Genomic DNA, 15,253 nt, shown 5'->3' with positions numbered 1-15,253 from the left:
GAACGCTGCCGTTCCTTCATAGACCGCGACCACGGCCCGGCAGGCCGGTCCGGCCCACCTCCCGGACCACGCACCGGAGCAGGCGCCGAACCATGCCCGGAGCACGCCCGGACCACGGCAGACCTTCGCGGACCGCAGTCGAAAGCATACGAAGCAGTAGCCAGCAGGGGGCACATCTTGGCTATCTCCGACACACTCAGCAAGAACTCTCCGCCACTCGGCAAAAGCCGGGGCAAAGGCATCACGCTCACCGTGATCGCCGCGACCCAGCTGATGGTGGTGCTCGACGCCACGATCGTGAACATCGCGCTGCCGCAGATCCGGGACGTGCTGAAGTTCTCCACCACCGACCTCTCCTGGGTCATCAACGCGTACACCCTCACCTTCGGCGGGCTGCTGCTGCTCGGCGGCCGGGCGGGCGACATCCTCGGCCGCCGCCGGGTGTTCATCATCGGCACCCTGCTCTTCGGCTTCGCCTCGCTGCTCGGCGGATTCGCGCAGGACAGCAGCATGCTGCTGGCCGCACGCGCCCTGCAGGGCATCGGCGGCGCGATCTGTTCACCGACCGCCTTCGCGCTGATCGCCACCAACTTCGAGGAGGGGCCGGAACGCAACAAGGCGTTCGGCGTCTTCTCCGCGGTGGCCGGCTCCGGCGCCGCGATCGGCCTGCTGGCCGGCGGCCTGCTCACCGAGTACCTCGACTGGCGCTGGGTGTTCTTCGTCAACGTGCCGATCGCGGCCCTGATCGCGTTCGCCGCTCCGCGCTACATCGCCGAGTCCGAGCGCCAGACCGGCCGCTTCGACATCCCCGGTGCACTGACCTCGACGGTCGGCCTGGTCGCCCTGGTCTACGGCTTCATCCGGGCGGCCTCCGACGGCTGGTCCGACCCGATCACCCTGGGCTCCTTCGCCCTGGGCCTCATCCTGGTGGCCGCGTTCGTGGTCATCGAGCGGACCACCGCCCAGCCGATCACCCCGCTGCACCTGTTCGCCGACCGCAACCGCACCGGCGGCCTGGTGATGATGCTCTGCCTGGCGGCCGCCATGTTCGGCATCTTCTTCTACATCACCCTGTTCGTCCAGGGCCCGCTGGGCTACAGCCCGCTGCGGGCGGGTGTCGCCTTCCTGCCGATCAGCGCGGCGATCATCGTCGCGGCGCAGATCGCCTCGACCTTCCAGGCGAAGCTCGGCCCCAAGCCGTTCATGGCCGGCGGCGCCGCGCTGGTGACCATCGGGCTCACCTGGCTGACCACCCTGAGCGCCGACAGCGGCTACGTCGACGGCGTGCTGATCCCGACCGTCATCTTCGGCTTCGGGATGGGCCTCATCTTCGTGCCGGTGATGCTGCTCGCCGTGGCGGGTGTCGCCGAGCAGGACACCGGCGCAGCCTCGGGCCTGCTCAACTCGATGCAGCAGATCGGCGGCTCGCTCGGCCTGTCGATCCTGACCACGGTGTTCGCGACGGCCGCGGCCGACAAGACGGCCGACCTGATGGCCGCCGCGCCGAAGGACGTCGCGCCGACCAAGGAGCAGGCCGCGGCGATGGGCAACCAGGTGCTGGCGTACGGCATCTCGCAGGGCTTCATCGTGGGTGCCGTGCTGGCCGGGGTCGCCCTGCTGGTCGCGGTCTTCGTGATCAAGGCCAAGGCGAGCGACCTGCCGACCGGGGAAGCGCACGGCGCGATCCTCTGACGCACCGCCACGGCGGTCTCCGGACCGCCCGAACCACGGCGCCGGCCGGGAGCACTCCGCTCCCGGCCGGCGCCGTCGTCGCTCCCCCGCCGCCGCCCGGCCCCCGACCGTGGGGGGAGTCCGGCTGTCGGTCAGTAGTCGTACGAATAGCGCTCCTTGAACCCGACCGCCGAGCAGGAGGCGGCGGGGTGGCGGCCGATCGGGTGCCGCTCCAGGATCTCCCGGGCCCGGGACTCGGCCAGGCTGGTGGCGTACCAGGGCGCCGGACCGTCGGCGAGCGCCCGGCTGATCTCCTGCAGCGCGCAGGTCCGCAGGTCCTCGGGCAGCCGGTCGAGGGCCGGCACCGCGTCCAGCGAGAGGTCCCGGACGTTGCGCAGGTCGATCTGCCGGGTCGGGCTTTTCTCGTAGCGGGCCACGTTCTGCTCGGCGACCATGGCGTCCGGCCCCATCAGCCCGTACACGGCGGCGGTGACGGCCGCGCTGAGCACCACGGCGCGCGGCAGCCAGGAGCCCGAGCGCAGCACGCCGGCGGCGATCACCAGCAGGAAGACCACGCCGAGCCAGATCTCCACGACCAGGACCCACAGCCGCAGCGTGGTCAGCCCGGAGGCGTCCACGTAGTACGACATCCGCAGCAGCGCGGAGCCGACCACCACCAGGGTCAGCACGCAGAGGGTGCCGAGCAGTGCCCGGGTCAGCCGGTGGTCGGCGGGCGTGGAGCGCGGTGCCCACCGCTTGGCCAGCGCCACCACGCCGAGGGTGAGGACGGTGATCACCATCAGCTGCCAGAAGCCCTGCCGGGCGTACTCCGAGCGGCTCATCCCGGTGTTCTTGGTGATCGCGTCGCGGCCGCCCGCCAGCACCACGACCTGGATCACGGTGAAGGTGGCGAACATCAGGTTCAGGGCGGTCAGCGGGAGTGCCCACTCCAGGCGGCCGCGCTCACGGCCGGGCTTGGTGGTCGCGCGGTCCCAGACCCGGGGGCCGGCCGCGAGGTGCGCGAAGCCCAGCACCAGGACGGTCCCCAGCACGAACCGCAGGAACCGGGCCGGCAGGTCGTCGAGTTCGACGGAGGGCGTCAGGTTCGACAGCACGTCACCCATGGCGACGTCGGCACTGGCGAACAGGGCGCCGAAGACGATCAGGAGCACCACCGCGACGGCGGTCGCCTTGAGGATCGGCACGACCTTGTCCCGGGCCGGGTAGTCCCGGCCGCGCAGGGCTTGGAGCGCCCAGGGGAGCGAGGGCACCAGGTGCCAGAGGAAGCCGGGCAGGGCCAGCGTGACGCCCGTCCAGCGGCGCCCGCCGTGCAGCGCGAGCGAGGCCAGTCCGAGGGAGGAGGCGACGGCCAGGAAGGTCGGCCACCCGGCGTCGGAGAGCACGGGGACCACCAGGACGACCGCGGCCAGCACGCTCCACAGCACCGTCCAGGGGCGGACCCGGCGCCCGGCGGCCCTGGCGGAGAGCCCGGCCGTCGCGGTGGCGGCGAGGGCGCAGATCAGCAGGTTGACGCCGACACCCTCCCCCAAGAGCCAGGCGGCGAGCAGGCCCGCGGCCACCGCGGCCAGCAGCACCCGCAGGGTGGCCGGCGACCGGCGGGCGGGGGCGGTCTCGGCCATCAGCCGGTTCGGCGGCAGCGGCTGGGGCCGGAACGGCTGGGGGCCCGGCGGGACCGGCGGAGCGGCGAACGGGGCCGCGAACGGGTCGGCGGGGCGGGCCTCGGCGAAGCCCGCCCCCGCGACGGCCGGTTCCGGGGTGACCGGGGGGTGCGCGTCGGCGGGCGACGGCGTGCCGGGCGACGGCTCGGGTATGGACGAATCGGACATGAGTCACCCTCAACTGGTCAGTGGGCATGCGGAACCAGCCCACGGGGCAGTCCGCCGGCAGGCGCTGGATCGGCGCCGCGACATGACGCAGACTCTAGGGAGGACGATCATTCTGAACAAGTTCAAATCTATCTCGGAGGCCTTGTGTCGCAGATTTGTGACACAAGCGGCCACACGCACGAAGGCCCGGTGGCCACCCGTCACGGGCGGCCACCGGGCCCCTGTCCGGACACCCCCGGACACCATCGTCGGACGTCGTACCGCGCGTCCGTCGCCGCCGTACGGCGGCGCTCCGCCGGCCGCGCGGAGCGGCTCAGCCCTTGACCGAGCCGGCGAGCAGCCCGCGGACGAAGTAGCGCTGCAGGCTGAAGAAGACGATCAGCGGAATGATGATCGACAGGAAGGCACCCGCCGTCAGCAGCTCCCAGCGTCCGCCGAAGGAGCCCGAGAGCTGGGCCAGCCGGACGGTCATCGGGGCCACCTCGGGCGTACCGCCGGCGAAGGTCAGCGCCACCAGCAGGTCGTTCCAGACCCAGAGGAACTCGAAGATCGCGAAGGAGGCCAGCGCCGGCGTGCAGAGCGGCAGCACGATCGAGCGGAAGATCTTGAAGTGCGAGGCACCGTCGACGATCGCCGCCTCCATCAGGTCGCGCGGCAGCTGCGAGATGAAGTTGTGCAGCAGGAAGATCGCCAACGGCATCGCGAACATCGTGTGCGCCAGCCAGACCGGCGCGTACGTCCCGCTCAGGTTGAAGGCGGGGATGATGGTCACCGAGCCCAGGTGCGCCCCGCCGGAGAAGAGCTGGAGCAGCGGGATGAGCGCCATCTGCAGCGGCACCACCTGCAGCGCGAAGATCACGAAGAAGATGACGTCGCTGCCCCGGAACCGCACCCAGGACAGCCCGTAGGCCGCCATGGCGGCCAGCACCAGCGAGAAGACCGTCGCCGGGACGCTGATCGCCAGCGAGTTGACCAGGTAGGGCAGCAGACCGCCGCTGACGCCGAAGCCGCCCTCGAAGAGCACCGTGTGGTAGTTCGACAGGCCCAGGTCGGGGTGGGTGACCACGGTCCACCAGCCGCTCCCGGCGACGTCCTGCTTGGGGCGCAGCGAGGTGACCAGCAGGCCGAGGGTCGGGATCGTCCAGAGCACCGTCACGGCGATCACGAAAACCGAGGCGAGCGGGCTGCTGAAGGCCTTGCGGACCGGCCCCGGGTCGGGGGCCGGCAGTGTCGCGCGTGCGGGTTCGGCGGCCGGGGCCGCGCCGGTCTCGTTCATCGGACGGCACGCTCCTTGCGCAGCTGGAGGATGTTGTAGGCCACCAGCGGCAGCACCCCGAGGAAGAGGATCACCGCGAGGGCGCTGCCCCGGCCCGTGTTGAACTGCACGAAGGACTGGGAGTACATCTCGTTGGCGAGCACCTGGGTGCCGAAGTTGCCGCCGGTCATCGTGCGGACGATGTCGAAGGCCTTCAGCGTGGTGATCATCACCGTGGTGAGCACCACCACCAGGGTGGTGCGGATCATCGGCACGGTGACGAACCAGAACAGCTTCACCCCGCCGGCGCCGTCCAGCCGGGCGGCCTCGGTGACCTCGTCCGGGATCGCGTTGATCGCGGCGGAGAGCACCACCATGGCGAAGCCGGTCTGCACCCACACCATCACGACCATCAGCAGGAAGGTGTTCAGCGGCTGGGAGAGCATCCAGTTCGGCGGGTGGTGCCAGCCCAGGCTGATCGCCAGCTGGCTCATCAGACCGATCTGCGACTGGGAGACGTCCCTGGCGTCGTAGACGAACTTGAAGATGATGCTCGCGCCGACCAGGGAGATCGCCATCGGCATGAAGATCAGCGACTTGTAGACGGCCTGCCCGCGCACCCGGTCGATCAGCAGGGCGAGCAGCAGCCCGAGCCCGGTCGCGGCCAGCGGGGCGACCGCGAGCCAGAGCAGGGTGTTCAGCAGCACGTGCTGGACGGATTCGGTGGTCAGCGCCCAGCCGTAGTTCTTGCCGCCGAGGAACTTGGTGCCGTCGTCGTTGTAGAAGCTCAGGTAGACCGTGCGCACCAGGGGTGCGACCAGCCCGACGATCAGCAGCAGGACGGCGGGGCCGAGGAACAGCACCACGGCGAGCGGGCGGGCGATCCGTCCGGAGGCCCGGCCGGCGACGAAGAAGATCACCAGCAGGATGCCGAGGAAACCCGCGACGGCTCCCACCATGTTGCCGAGCTTGACGCTCGCGTCGGTCCACGCGCCGTCGGCGAGCAGTGCCCTGGTGACGGACATGACTGTTCGTCCTTCCTGGAATCCCGCTCCTCCCCGACGGGGTGCGGTCGGGGCGAGGGGTGGTGACGGCCGGCAGGTGGGCGCCGGTGGGGCGTAGGGGCGGGCGGTGCGGGTGGGTGGCCCCGCACCGCCCTCGGCAGGTGGTCTCGGCCGGTCGGCCCGCCGGTGTGCACCGGCGGGCCGACCGTTCAACTGTTGACGCCGGCCGGCGGTCGGCCGGACCGCCGGTTACTGGGGCCAGGCTGCGTCGATGTCGGCGGTGACCCGCTGGATGGACTGGCCCTCGGCGAACCAGGCGGTCAGCGACTTCCACTCCTGCCCGGAGCCGACCGCGGCCGGCATCAGGTCCGAGGCGTCGAACCGGAAGGTGGCGGTCGGGTCGGTCAGCTTGGAGGCGGAGAGCTGGTCGATCGGGTCGGTGTAGAGGCTCTTGTCCACGCCCTGGTTGGCCGACACCCAGCCGGAGGCCGTCTTCACCCGGCTGCTGGCCCAGTCGGAGCTGGACAGGTAGTTCTGCACGGCCTGGACCTCGGGCCGGTCGGAGAAGGCCGCGAGGAACTCGCCGCCGCCCTCGACCGGGTTCGGGACCGCCGGGTTCACGGCCGGCAGGTGGAAGGCGAAGACGTCGCCGTCCGCCGCGACCTTGGTGCCCTTGGGCCACTGCGCCTTGTAGAAGGAGGCCTGCTGCAGCATCGCGCACTTGCCCGCCAGGATCGGCGCACCGGCGTCCTGGAAGGTGGTGGTGGCGATCGACTTCACGTCGCCGATGCCGCCGTTCACCCAGGCCGGGTTCTGCATCCAGCCGGCCAGCGTCTGCATCGCGGTGGTGATCTTCTCGTCGCTGAACTTCACCTTGTGCTCGACCCACTGGTCGTAGACCTCGCCGCCGTACGAGCCGAGGACGATCTCCTCCAGCCAGTCGGTGGCGGGCCAGCCGGTGGCCGTGCCGGATCCGATGCCGCCGCACCAGGGCTTGGCGCCGCCGGCCTTGGCGAGCTTGTCACTGGCGGCCATCAGGTCGGCCCAGGTCTTCGGCACCTCGATGCCGGCGTCCTTGAAGGTCTTCGGGGAGTACCAGACCAGCGACTTCATGTTGGCGCTCATCGGCGCCGCGTAGAAGGTGCCGTTGACCGAGCCGTAGGTCTTCCAGACCGGGCTCCACTTGTCCTCGTTGGCGACCGTGCCGGCCGGCGGCTTCACGACCTTTCCGGTCTTCACCATCTGGGCCAGCAGGCCGGGCTGCGGGATGATCGCGAAGTCGGGCGCGTTGCCGCCGGTCACCCGGACGGGCAGCTGGGACTCGAAGTCGTTGGAGCCCTCGTAGCTGATCTTGATACCCGTACATTTGCTGAAGTCGGCCCAGGACTTCTCCAGGTTGTCCGACTCCGGGCTGAGGATCGAGGCGAACATCGTCACCTTGGTCCCCGAGTGGCCCGCGTACGGCTGGAACTGCGCGCAGTCACCGGTCAGCGCGGCCGCCGACCCCGAACCTCCGCCCGAGCCACCGGAACCGCCGGAACTGTTGGAGCAGGCTGCGGTGAGCGCCAGGGCCAGAACGGCGGGGGCCACCAGCAGGCGTCGGCGGGCGTTCATCGGCACACCTCGGTCGCGGTCAGGGTGAGGGTCAAAGCGTCCTCCAGGCCAGGGCTTCGGGCAACGGCGATATGGCGGAGCAACACTGCGCTGTACACGAGATCTGTCCGTACCCAGCGGTAGCTGGCTTGAAGACGTTAACGTAATGGCAACCTGGCGCCAAGGTGTCCGTTCGACCTTCATCGGCCAGAGTCGGAGTCGTGACCGACCTGTGCTGGAGCACGCAGCCGTCACCCACGAGCAGCGGCGGGGCACCCCTCGCCGACCCGAGGACGCCCCGCCGCCGCCTTGATCGCACCGGCCGCCCCCTCAGAGCCTGACCGGCAGCTCCTTCAGACTGTTGACCACCAGCGACGGGCTCGGCGACAACTCATGGTCCGGCACCGCCAGCGCCAGCCCCGGGAACCGTTCGAACAGTGCCGGCAGCGCCACCGCCGCCTCCAGCCTCGCCAGCGGAGAACCCGGGCAGACGTGCGGGCCGTGCCCGAACGAGAGGTGCCTGGCCGGGTCCCGGGTGACGTCGAACAGCTCTGCGGTGGCACCGTGCTGCGCCGGGTCCCGGCCGATCGCGTTGTACGAGATCAGCACCGGCTCGCCGCGCGGGATCACCGCCCCGTCGACCTCGACGTCCTCGGTGGTGAAGCGGAACAGGAAGTTGCTCGTCGGCGGGGTCCAGCGGAGCGACTCCTCGACCACCGCCGACCACGGCACCTCCCCCGAGCGGACCAGCGCCAGCTGCTCCGGATGGGTGAGCAGGGCCCGGACGGCGTTGCTGATCAGGTTGACGGTGGTCTCGTGCCCCGCCGCGATGATCACCCGCAGGGTGGCCGCCGCCTCGGCGTCGCCGAGTGCGCCGCCCTCCACGTCCGCCGCGAGCAGGGCGCTGGTCAGGTCGTCCCCGGGCTCGGCCCGGCGGCGTGACACCACCCCGCCGACGAAGGCGTTCAGCGCGGCGATCGTCGCCTGGATCCCGTCGGGGTCGGGGCGGCTGCCGAAGAACCGTTCGTACAGGTCGCGCAGGTGGGCGTGGTCGGCCTCGTCCACCCCCAGCAGCGTGCCGATCACCGTCATCGGCAGCGGGAAGGCGAACGCCGTCTTGAGATCCACCTCGGCCGGCCCGGCCGCCAGAGCGTCCAGCAGCTTCGCCGTGATCGCCTCCACCCGCGGGCGCATCAGCTCCACCCGCCGGGGCGTGAAGGCCTGCGCCACCAGCGCGCGCAGCCGCCGGTGCTCCGCCCCGTCGGTGGTCACCATGCTGGGGCCGGGCACCGCCAGCCCGATCAGCGGCCAGGTCCGCGGCACCTCGCCGCGCTGGAAGGCCGCCCAGTGCCCGGCGTCCTTCACCAGCCGGGGATCGGTCAGCAGCTCCCGCGCCGCCGCGTGCCGCGTCACCGCCCAGGCGGCCACCCCGCCGGGCAGCAGCACGGGCACCGCCGGGCCGGCCGCACGCAGCAGCGCGCCCTCGGCCGCGTTGTCCCGCGCCAGCGGGTCGAGCACGATCGGTCCGGTCATCGGCACACTCCTCGGGTTCGGACATCGGACGGAAGGCAGGGACCGCTCACCCGGCCACGTACCCGGGCGTGAAGGAGACCGGCAGGGCCACCAGACCGCGGACCCAGGGCGAGGGACGCCACACCAGCGCGTGCTCCGCGACCGCCAGCCGCAGGTCCGGCAGCCGGTCCAGCAGCACCTCGATCGCCGTGGTCGCGATCATCTCGGCCACCTCCCGCGCCGGCGACGGACAGCCGTGCTCGCCGTAGGAGTGGCTCAGGTGTGCGCGGTTGCCCTCGGCCGGCGCGCCGTCGGCCAGCCGCACCGACGGGTCGGCGTTCGCCCCGGCCAGCCCCAGCAGCACCAGGTCCCCGGCCGCGATCCGCTGCCCGCCGAGCTGGGTGTCCCTGGTCGCCCAGCGGCCCGCGAAGATCTGCGTCGGGGTGTCCTCCCAGAGCACCTCGTTCAGCGCCTGACCGATGCTGCGCCGCCCGCCCGAGAGCGAGGCCGCGAACCGCTCGTCGGTGAGCATCAGCCGCAGCGCGTTGGAGATCCAGTAGCTGGTGGGCTGGTGGCCGGCGATCAGCAGGACCCGGAGGTCCCACATCAGCTCCACCTCGCCGAGCGCGGCCTCGTGCGCCAGCATCCGGGACGGGATGTCGGAGCCGGGCCACTCCCGCTTCTCCGCGACCAGCCGCTCCATGCCGGCCAGCAGGCGCAGCGCCCCGTCCTGCGCGTCGGGGCCGCCGTCCAGCATCGTCAGCAGGCCCTCGATCAGCTCCGGCGCCTCCTCCTCGCCGAGGCCGAACAGCCGGCAGAGCACCAGCAGCGGCATCCGGTGCGCGTACTGCGCGACCAGGTCCGCCTCGCCGCGGCCGGCGAAGGCGTCGATCAACCCGTCGGCGATCTCCTCGGCGTGCTTCCTGAGCTCGTACTGGTCCACGCCGGCCAGCGCGTCGCCGACGGCGGCGGACCGCCGCCGGTGCTCGGCGCCCTCGGAGTACAGGATCGAGGGCACCGGCGCCGTCATCGGCCTCATCGGCCAGTCCTGCGGGATCGACGGCCAGGCGTTCCAGCGCGCCGAGTCCCGGCCGAAGAGTTGCGGCTGCCCGGTGACGTGCTGCAGCTCGCGGTAGCCGATGACCAGCCAGCCCGGGACTCCCCCGGGCAGCTCGACCGGCGCCACCGGCCCGTGGGCGGCGCGCAGCTCCCGGTACACCTGGGCCGGGTCGGTCTGGAACCGCGGCCCGTACAGCGGGGCCGCGTGGGCGTGCGCCGGGCAGCCCGGCGGCGGGGTCGGGGCGGGCTCGGTCACGGGGTGGTCTCCTCATCGGCCGCGCCCTCCCGCTGGGAGGCCTCGACGCGGGTGTGCAGATGGCGGACGAGTGCGATCAGCACCTGCTTGGCCGACTCGCGGTCCCGGGCGTCGCAGTCCACCAGCGGGACGTCGTCGGGCAGGTCCAGCGCGCGGCGGACCTCGTCCAGGCCGTGCGTCGGCTCGCCGAAGTTGTTGCGGGCGACGATGAACGGGGTGCCGTGGTGCTCCAGCCGGTCGATCGTGTACCAGGACTCCTCCAGGCGCCGGGTGTCCACCAGCACCACCGCGCCGAGCGCCCCGCTGAACAGCCGGTCCCAGAGGAACCAGAACCGCTCCTGCCCGGGCGCGCCGAACAGGTACAGCACGTTCTCGTCCGAGAGGGTGATCCGGCCGAAGTCGAAGGCGACCGTGGTCGACCGCTTGTCCGGCACCGCCGAGGGGTCGTCGACGCCCACGCCCGCCCGGGTCATGGTCTCCTCGGTGTTCAGCGGACGGATCTCGCTGACCGAGCCGACCAGGGTGGTCTTGCCGACGGCGAAGCCGCCCACCACGACGATCTTCATGCCGTTGTCGGCGGTCCCGCGCAGCGGCGCGCGCCCCGGGTGGTGCGCCGTGTCAGAGCTGCTGGAGTCCATCGAGCACCTGCTTCAACGTGTCGAGATCGGGCAGCCGGGCGGCGCCGGGGCGCCGGGCCGGGGAGAAGCGGGGGTGGCGGGCGGTGATCCGGCCCGCCTCCAGCAGGTCGCCGAGCAGGATCTTCACCACGGAGACCGGCATCCTCAGCTCGGCGGCGATCTCCACCACCGCCGTCGGGGCCGAGCAGATCCGCAGGATCCGGGCGAGCTCGGACTGCATGCCGGGGGTCGGGCCGCCCTCCGCGACGATCAGCGTGACCAGGTCGAAGACGTTCTCCGGCGGACGGCTGCGCCCACCGGTGACGGTGTAGAGCCGGTCCGGGCCGTCGTCGCGGCCCCCCGGCGCCAGCCGTGCTCTCATACCGGGCCGGCGCCGGCCGGCCGGCCGTCACCCTCGTCCTGGTCCCGCGGCGGGGCGCTCAGGTGGCTGCCGATCTGCTCGATCAGGCCGTGCATGTTGTGGCCCACCACGCCCACGTCCGCGTCGTCGTCGGTGACCAGGGCCAGGTGCGCGCCCTCGCCGGCCGCGACGATGCACAGGATGCCGCCGTGGAACTCCGTCATCGACTGGCGGACGCCGCCGCTGCGGTCGCCGAACTCGATCGAGGCGCCGTGCGCCAGGCTCTGGATGCCGGAGGCGATGGCGGCGAGCTGGTCCGCCTGATCGGTGTCCAGGGCGGCGGTGTGGCAGAGCTTCAGACCGTCCGCCGAGAGCACCAGGGCGTGCCTGGCGCCGGGCGTCGCGGTCAGCAGGTTCTCCAACAGCCAGTCGAGGTCACGGCCGGTCGCGCTGCTCATCAGGAGTCGTCCTTCGGGGGTACGGGGGAATCGTCGGGTGTGTCCTGGCCCTGCAGGGCCTTGCGGAAGGCCCCGAACCGGGCGGCCCGCACGGCGGCGGTCCCTTCGGGGGAGGTCTGCACGGGGGCGGTCCGGTCGGGGGCGGCGGCCTGCGGCGGCGCGGATGCGGCGGGGGGCGTCCCGCCGGGAAGCGTCGTCGCGGACAGCGTCGCGGCCGCGAGGGTCTGGCCGCGGCGGCGCTGCGGCAGGCCGCCGTCGGTGACGGGCCCGTTCCCGGGCCCGTTCCCCGGCCCGGCGGTGTCGCCGGGCACGGCGGCCGCCGCCGGTGCCGGGACGGGGGCGGTGACAGGAGCGGACGCGGGGGCGGTGACGGAGGCGGGGTCCGGGGCCCGACGGGCGGGCGGCGGCTCGGTGGCCGGCGGGTGGGTGATCAACTGCTGCGGGATCAGCATCACCACGCCCGTACCGCCCCGGGCGGACGGCCGGAAGGAGATCGTCAGCCCGTGCTTGCGGGCCAGCGAGCCGACCACCGCCAAACCGATCCGGGTGCCCGCCGACAGCGCGCCGAGGTCGAGCGGCTCGCCGGAGACCGCCCGCTCGGCCCGGCGCAGCCAGCTGTCGCCGAGGCCGAGGCCGCCGTCCTCCACGGTGATCACCAGCCCGGCGTACGCCTCCTCCACGTAGACGTGCACCTCGGCCGGCGGCGCGGAGAAGTTGGCGGCGTTGTCGAGGAGTTCGGCGAGCGCGTGCATCACGCCCTCGGCGGCGTACCCGGCGACGGCGGCGGTGCTGGCGTTGTGCAGCCGCACCCGCTGGTAGGCGCCGATCCGGCCGAGCGCGCCGCGCAGCACGGACTCCACGCCGATCGGCTTGGTCCAGCGCCGGCCGGAGCGGGCACCGGTGAGGACGGCGATGCTGTCGGCCAGCCGGCCCGCCTGGGCGGTGGAGTGGTCGAGCCGCAGCAGATCGCCGAGGACGTCCTCGTCGTGCCGGTGCTGCATCTCCCGCAGGTCGGCGTGCATGCTGGTGGCCAGCGCCTGGACCCGCCCGGCGGCGGTGGCGCAGACCGCGAGCGCGGCCGCCCGCTCGCGCTCCCCGCGCCCGACCTGTTCGGCGACGGTGCGCAGGACGGCGATCTGTGGGTGGCGGCGGTGCTCGGCGAGCGCGGTGTCCACGGAGGCGCCGGTGCGCAGCCGTTCGATCACGGCGGGGAGGATCTCGTCGGTCAGCCGGAGCAGGTCGCGGCGTTCGGCGCGCCGGGTCTCGGCCTCCTTCTCGGCCCGTGCCAGTTCGTCCTGGGCGACGGCCAGGGTGGCCAGGGCGGTGTCGCGCTCCTTGCGGGCGGCCTCGGCGGCGGCGGTGGACGCGGCGGTCCGCGCATGGGCACCCGCCGCCTCGTCCCGGGCGTCCACCAGTTCGTCCTGGCGGGCGGCCAGTTCGGCGGCGAGGCGGCGGGCCCGCTCGGTGGCGCCGGCGGCGAGGCCGACCGCGATGCACCACAGGACGACGACGGCGCAGACGGCGCCGGCGGTCAGCGGCTGGTCCGCGGCGATCGCCCGGGCCACCGCCACCGGGCCGGCGACCGCGGCCGGCAGCACCGCGGCGGCGGTCAGGGCGATGGTGCGCGGGGCCGGTCGCGGGCGGGGCCCGACGGCGGGTCTCGTGCGTGCTCTCATCAGTCCGGTCCTCGGCTGCAGGCGTCGACGGCGGGGCGGGCGACAGCGCGCAACCGCCCGGAGGGCACGCTGCCGTGGGCCTCCGGGCGGTTGTTCGATCTGCGCGGTCGGAAGATCATATCCATTCATGTGAGGTGCTCGACCGACCAGTTGACGGCCAGTACGGGAACACCGGGATCGGGCCTGCCGACACCCCCGGCCGGGGGTCCGGGCCCGGCGGCGCCGCACCGCCGGGCGGGCCGGGTCACCCTCGGGGCGCCCCGCCGGTCAGCCCGCCGACTCGGTCAGCCGGGCCTCGACGGCCCGCCGCACCGCCGCGAAGTCCAGCCCGTGATCCGCGATCACCCGGGCGCCGAGCCCCTGCCCCTCGCGCAGCAGGCCGAGCAGCAGGTGGCCGACCGCGATGTGACCGGAGCCGAGCCGGATCGATTCGCGCAGCGACAGCTCCAGGGTCTTCTTCGCCCGGGAGGTGAACGGACTGCGGCCGCCGGCCTTGAACCAGCCGCGGCCGCGGCGCTCCTCCCCCTTCGCCGGCCCGTCCAGCGCGCCCTCGCCGAAGGCGGCCTCGACCGCCTCCCGGACGGCGTCCAGGTCCACCCCGATGGCGGCGAGCGCCTGTGCGTCGTCGCCGGAGCCGAGCAGCCGGACCACGGCGGCCCGGGCGGTGGCCAGGTCGAGCCCGGCGTCGACGAGCACCTGCGCGGAGGGGTCGTCGGCCTGCCCCAGCATGCCGAGCAGCAGGTGCTCGGTGCCCACGTGGTCGTGCCGGAGCGCGGCGGCCTCCTCCCTGGCCTGCACGACCGTCCCGCGCGCGGCGACGGTGAATCGTTCGAACATCTCAGCCTCCGTCCTTCTCGTCCGTACCGAAACCGCGTCGGCCGTACTTCTTGTGGACCGCCTGCCGACTGACGCCGAGGCAGGTCGCGATGTCCTTCGCGATGTCCTGCCAGGACCAGCCCTGGCCGCGGGCGTTGCCGACCTGGAGGTCCTCCAGGCGGTCCGCCAGGTCGCGCAGGGCGCGGACCGCCCGCAGGCCCACGGCGGGGTCACGACTGCTCGCGGCTGCCGCGAGTTCCTTGGTGTCGCTCATGGTGTCAACCTAGGTTGACAGTCGCGCCCTGTCAACCCAGGTTGACACTTCAGGCCGGGCCGCCGAACCGGGCCGCCAGCGCCTCCTCGAAGGTGCCCCGCCCGTCCGCGTGCTCCGGGGTCAGGTTCCCGCCCGCCCGCAACCTCCGGAACGTCTCCCCCGGCAGCCGTACGGGCAGCAGCACCCGGCGCAGCCCCGCCGCCCGCAGGTAGGCCCGCGCCGCCTCCTCGTACCCGATCACCCTCGGCCCGCCCAGCTCCGGCGCGTACCCGACCGGCTCCCGCCCACCAGCTCGACCAGCCGGGCCGCCACCTCCCGGACGTCCACCGGCTGGAACCTCACCCCCGCCGCCACCGGCACCACCGGGGACTTCGCGGTCACCCGCAGCACCGACAGCAGCAGGTCGTGGAATTGGGTGGCCCGCAGGATCGTCCAGCCCAGCCCCGACTCCCGGACCAGTCGCTCGGCCGCCAGCTTCGCCCGGTAGTAGCCCAGCGGCACCCGGTCCACGCCGACGATCGAGACGTACACCAGGTGCGGCACCCCGGCCCGGCGCGCCGCCGCCACCAGGTTCGCCGTGGCCGTGACGTCCGCCTTCCCCCGGGTGGTGGCGCAGTCGACCACCGCCGAGACGCCGGCCACCGCCGCGTCCACCCCCGCCCCGGTCGCGAGGTCCCCCACCGCCCAGGCGTGCCCGCCCCCGGAGTGCTCCCGCCGGCTCAGCACCCGCACCTCGCACCCCTGCGCGAGCAGCAGCCGGACCACCTCCCGCCCCAGCGTGCCGGTACCGCCGGTCACCAGAATCGGCTTCATGACTGTCCCTTCTCCCGTCGTCCTTCGACAAGAACGACCGG

General features: G+C 73.0%; 13 protein-coding genes and 1 pseudogene. 1 reads left to right on the top strand and 13 read right to left on the bottom strand.

Annotation, left to right across the window (positions count from 1 at the left end):
- Window positions 1-177 precede the first annotated feature (177 nt).
- A complete protein-coding gene (locus J2S46_RS27350) occupies window positions 178-1,692 on the top strand; it encodes an MFS transporter (protein WP_268255713.1) in 1,515 nt (504 codons plus the stop codon).
- A 131-nt stretch (window positions 1,693-1,823) separates the two neighbouring features.
- On the opposite strand, the gene J2S46_RS27345 is transcribed toward J2S46_RS27350, so the two are convergent.
- The 13 genes and pseudogenes from J2S46_RS27345 to J2S46_RS27285 form a co-directional block, all read right to left on the bottom strand.
- Window positions 1,824-3,518 (bottom strand): DUF4153 domain-containing protein, encoded by a 1,695-nt coding sequence (locus J2S46_RS27345; RefSeq protein WP_191291944.1) that lies wholly within the window; start codon window positions 3,516-3,518, stop codon window positions 1,824-1,826.
- 313 nt (window positions 3,519-3,831) lie between these two features.
- Entirely contained in the window at window positions 3,832-4,794 is a 963-nt protein-coding gene (locus J2S46_RS27340) for a carbohydrate ABC transporter permease (protein ID WP_191291945.1), read from the bottom strand.
- On the bottom strand, window positions 4,791-5,798 hold the full coding sequence (locus J2S46_RS27335) for a carbohydrate ABC transporter permease (protein WP_191291946.1): 1,008 nt from the start codon (window positions 5,796-5,798) through the stop codon (window positions 4,791-4,793). Before J2S46_RS27335 ends, J2S46_RS27340 begins: the two co-directional genes overlap by 4 nt.
- A gap of 228 nt (window positions 5,799-6,026) precedes the next feature.
- Window positions 6,027-7,391: an ABC transporter substrate-binding protein gene (locus J2S46_RS27330; RefSeq protein ID WP_073924843.1), complete on the bottom strand. Its 1,365-nt coding sequence runs from the start codon at window positions 7,389-7,391 to the stop codon at window positions 6,027-6,029.
- 309 nt (window positions 7,392-7,700) lie between these two features.
- Window positions 7,701-8,903, bottom strand: coding sequence for a cytochrome P450 family protein (locus J2S46_RS27325; protein WP_191291947.1), 1,203 nt, complete (start codon window positions 8,901-8,903; stop codon window positions 7,701-7,703).
- Between the two features lie 46 nt (window positions 8,904-8,949).
- Window positions 8,950-10,197, bottom strand: coding sequence for a cytochrome P450 (locus tag J2S46_RS27320; protein ID WP_191291948.1), 1,248 nt, complete (start codon window positions 10,195-10,197; stop codon window positions 8,950-8,952).
- Window positions 10,194-10,835 (bottom strand): GTP-binding protein, encoded by a 642-nt coding sequence (locus J2S46_RS27315; RefSeq protein WP_191291949.1) that lies wholly within the window; start codon window positions 10,833-10,835, stop codon window positions 10,194-10,196. Before J2S46_RS27315 ends, J2S46_RS27320 begins: the two co-directional genes overlap by 4 nt.
- The gene (locus J2S46_RS27310) at window positions 10,816-11,196 is read right to left on the bottom strand and encodes a DUF742 domain-containing protein (protein WP_191291950.1); all 381 of its coding nucleotides are present in this window, start codon (window positions 11,194-11,196) and stop codon (window positions 10,816-10,818) included. Before J2S46_RS27310 ends, J2S46_RS27315 begins: the two co-directional genes overlap by 20 nt.
- Window positions 11,193-11,633 carry a roadblock/LC7 domain-containing protein gene (locus tag J2S46_RS27305; protein ID WP_191291951.1) on the bottom strand — a complete coding sequence of 147 codons (441 nt, stop codon included), beginning with the start codon at window positions 11,631-11,633 and terminating at the stop codon, window positions 11,193-11,195. The genes J2S46_RS27310 and J2S46_RS27305 overlap by 4 nt, the downstream gene beginning before the upstream one ends.
- Window positions 11,633-13,309 (bottom strand): sensor histidine kinase, encoded by a 1,677-nt coding sequence (locus J2S46_RS27300; protein WP_191291952.1) that lies wholly within the window; start codon window positions 13,307-13,309, stop codon window positions 11,633-11,635. Before J2S46_RS27300 ends, J2S46_RS27305 begins: the two co-directional genes overlap by 1 nt.
- Before the next feature lie 267 nt (window positions 13,310-13,576).
- Entirely contained in the window at window positions 13,577-14,146 is a 570-nt protein-coding gene (locus J2S46_RS27295; RefSeq protein ID WP_191291953.1) for a Clp protease N-terminal domain-containing protein, read from the bottom strand.
- Between the two features lies 1 nt (window position 14,147).
- Window positions 14,148-14,399, bottom strand: coding sequence for an RNA polymerase subunit sigma-70 (locus tag J2S46_RS27290; protein WP_307351444.1), 252 nt, complete (start codon window positions 14,397-14,399; stop codon window positions 14,148-14,150).
- 49 nt (window positions 14,400-14,448) lie between these two features.
- Window positions 14,449-15,212, bottom strand: a pseudogene (locus J2S46_RS27285) (SDR family oxidoreductase).
- Window positions 15,213-15,253 lie beyond the last annotated feature (41 nt).

The sequence above is a fragment of the Kitasatospora herbaricolor genome, from assembly GCF_030813695.1.
Lineage (GTDB): Bacteria > Actinomycetota > Actinomycetes > Streptomycetales > Streptomycetaceae > Kitasatospora > Kitasatospora herbaricolor.
Note: the sequence above shows the minus strand (reverse complement) of the source record. Positions and strands in the feature narration are given on the sequence as shown.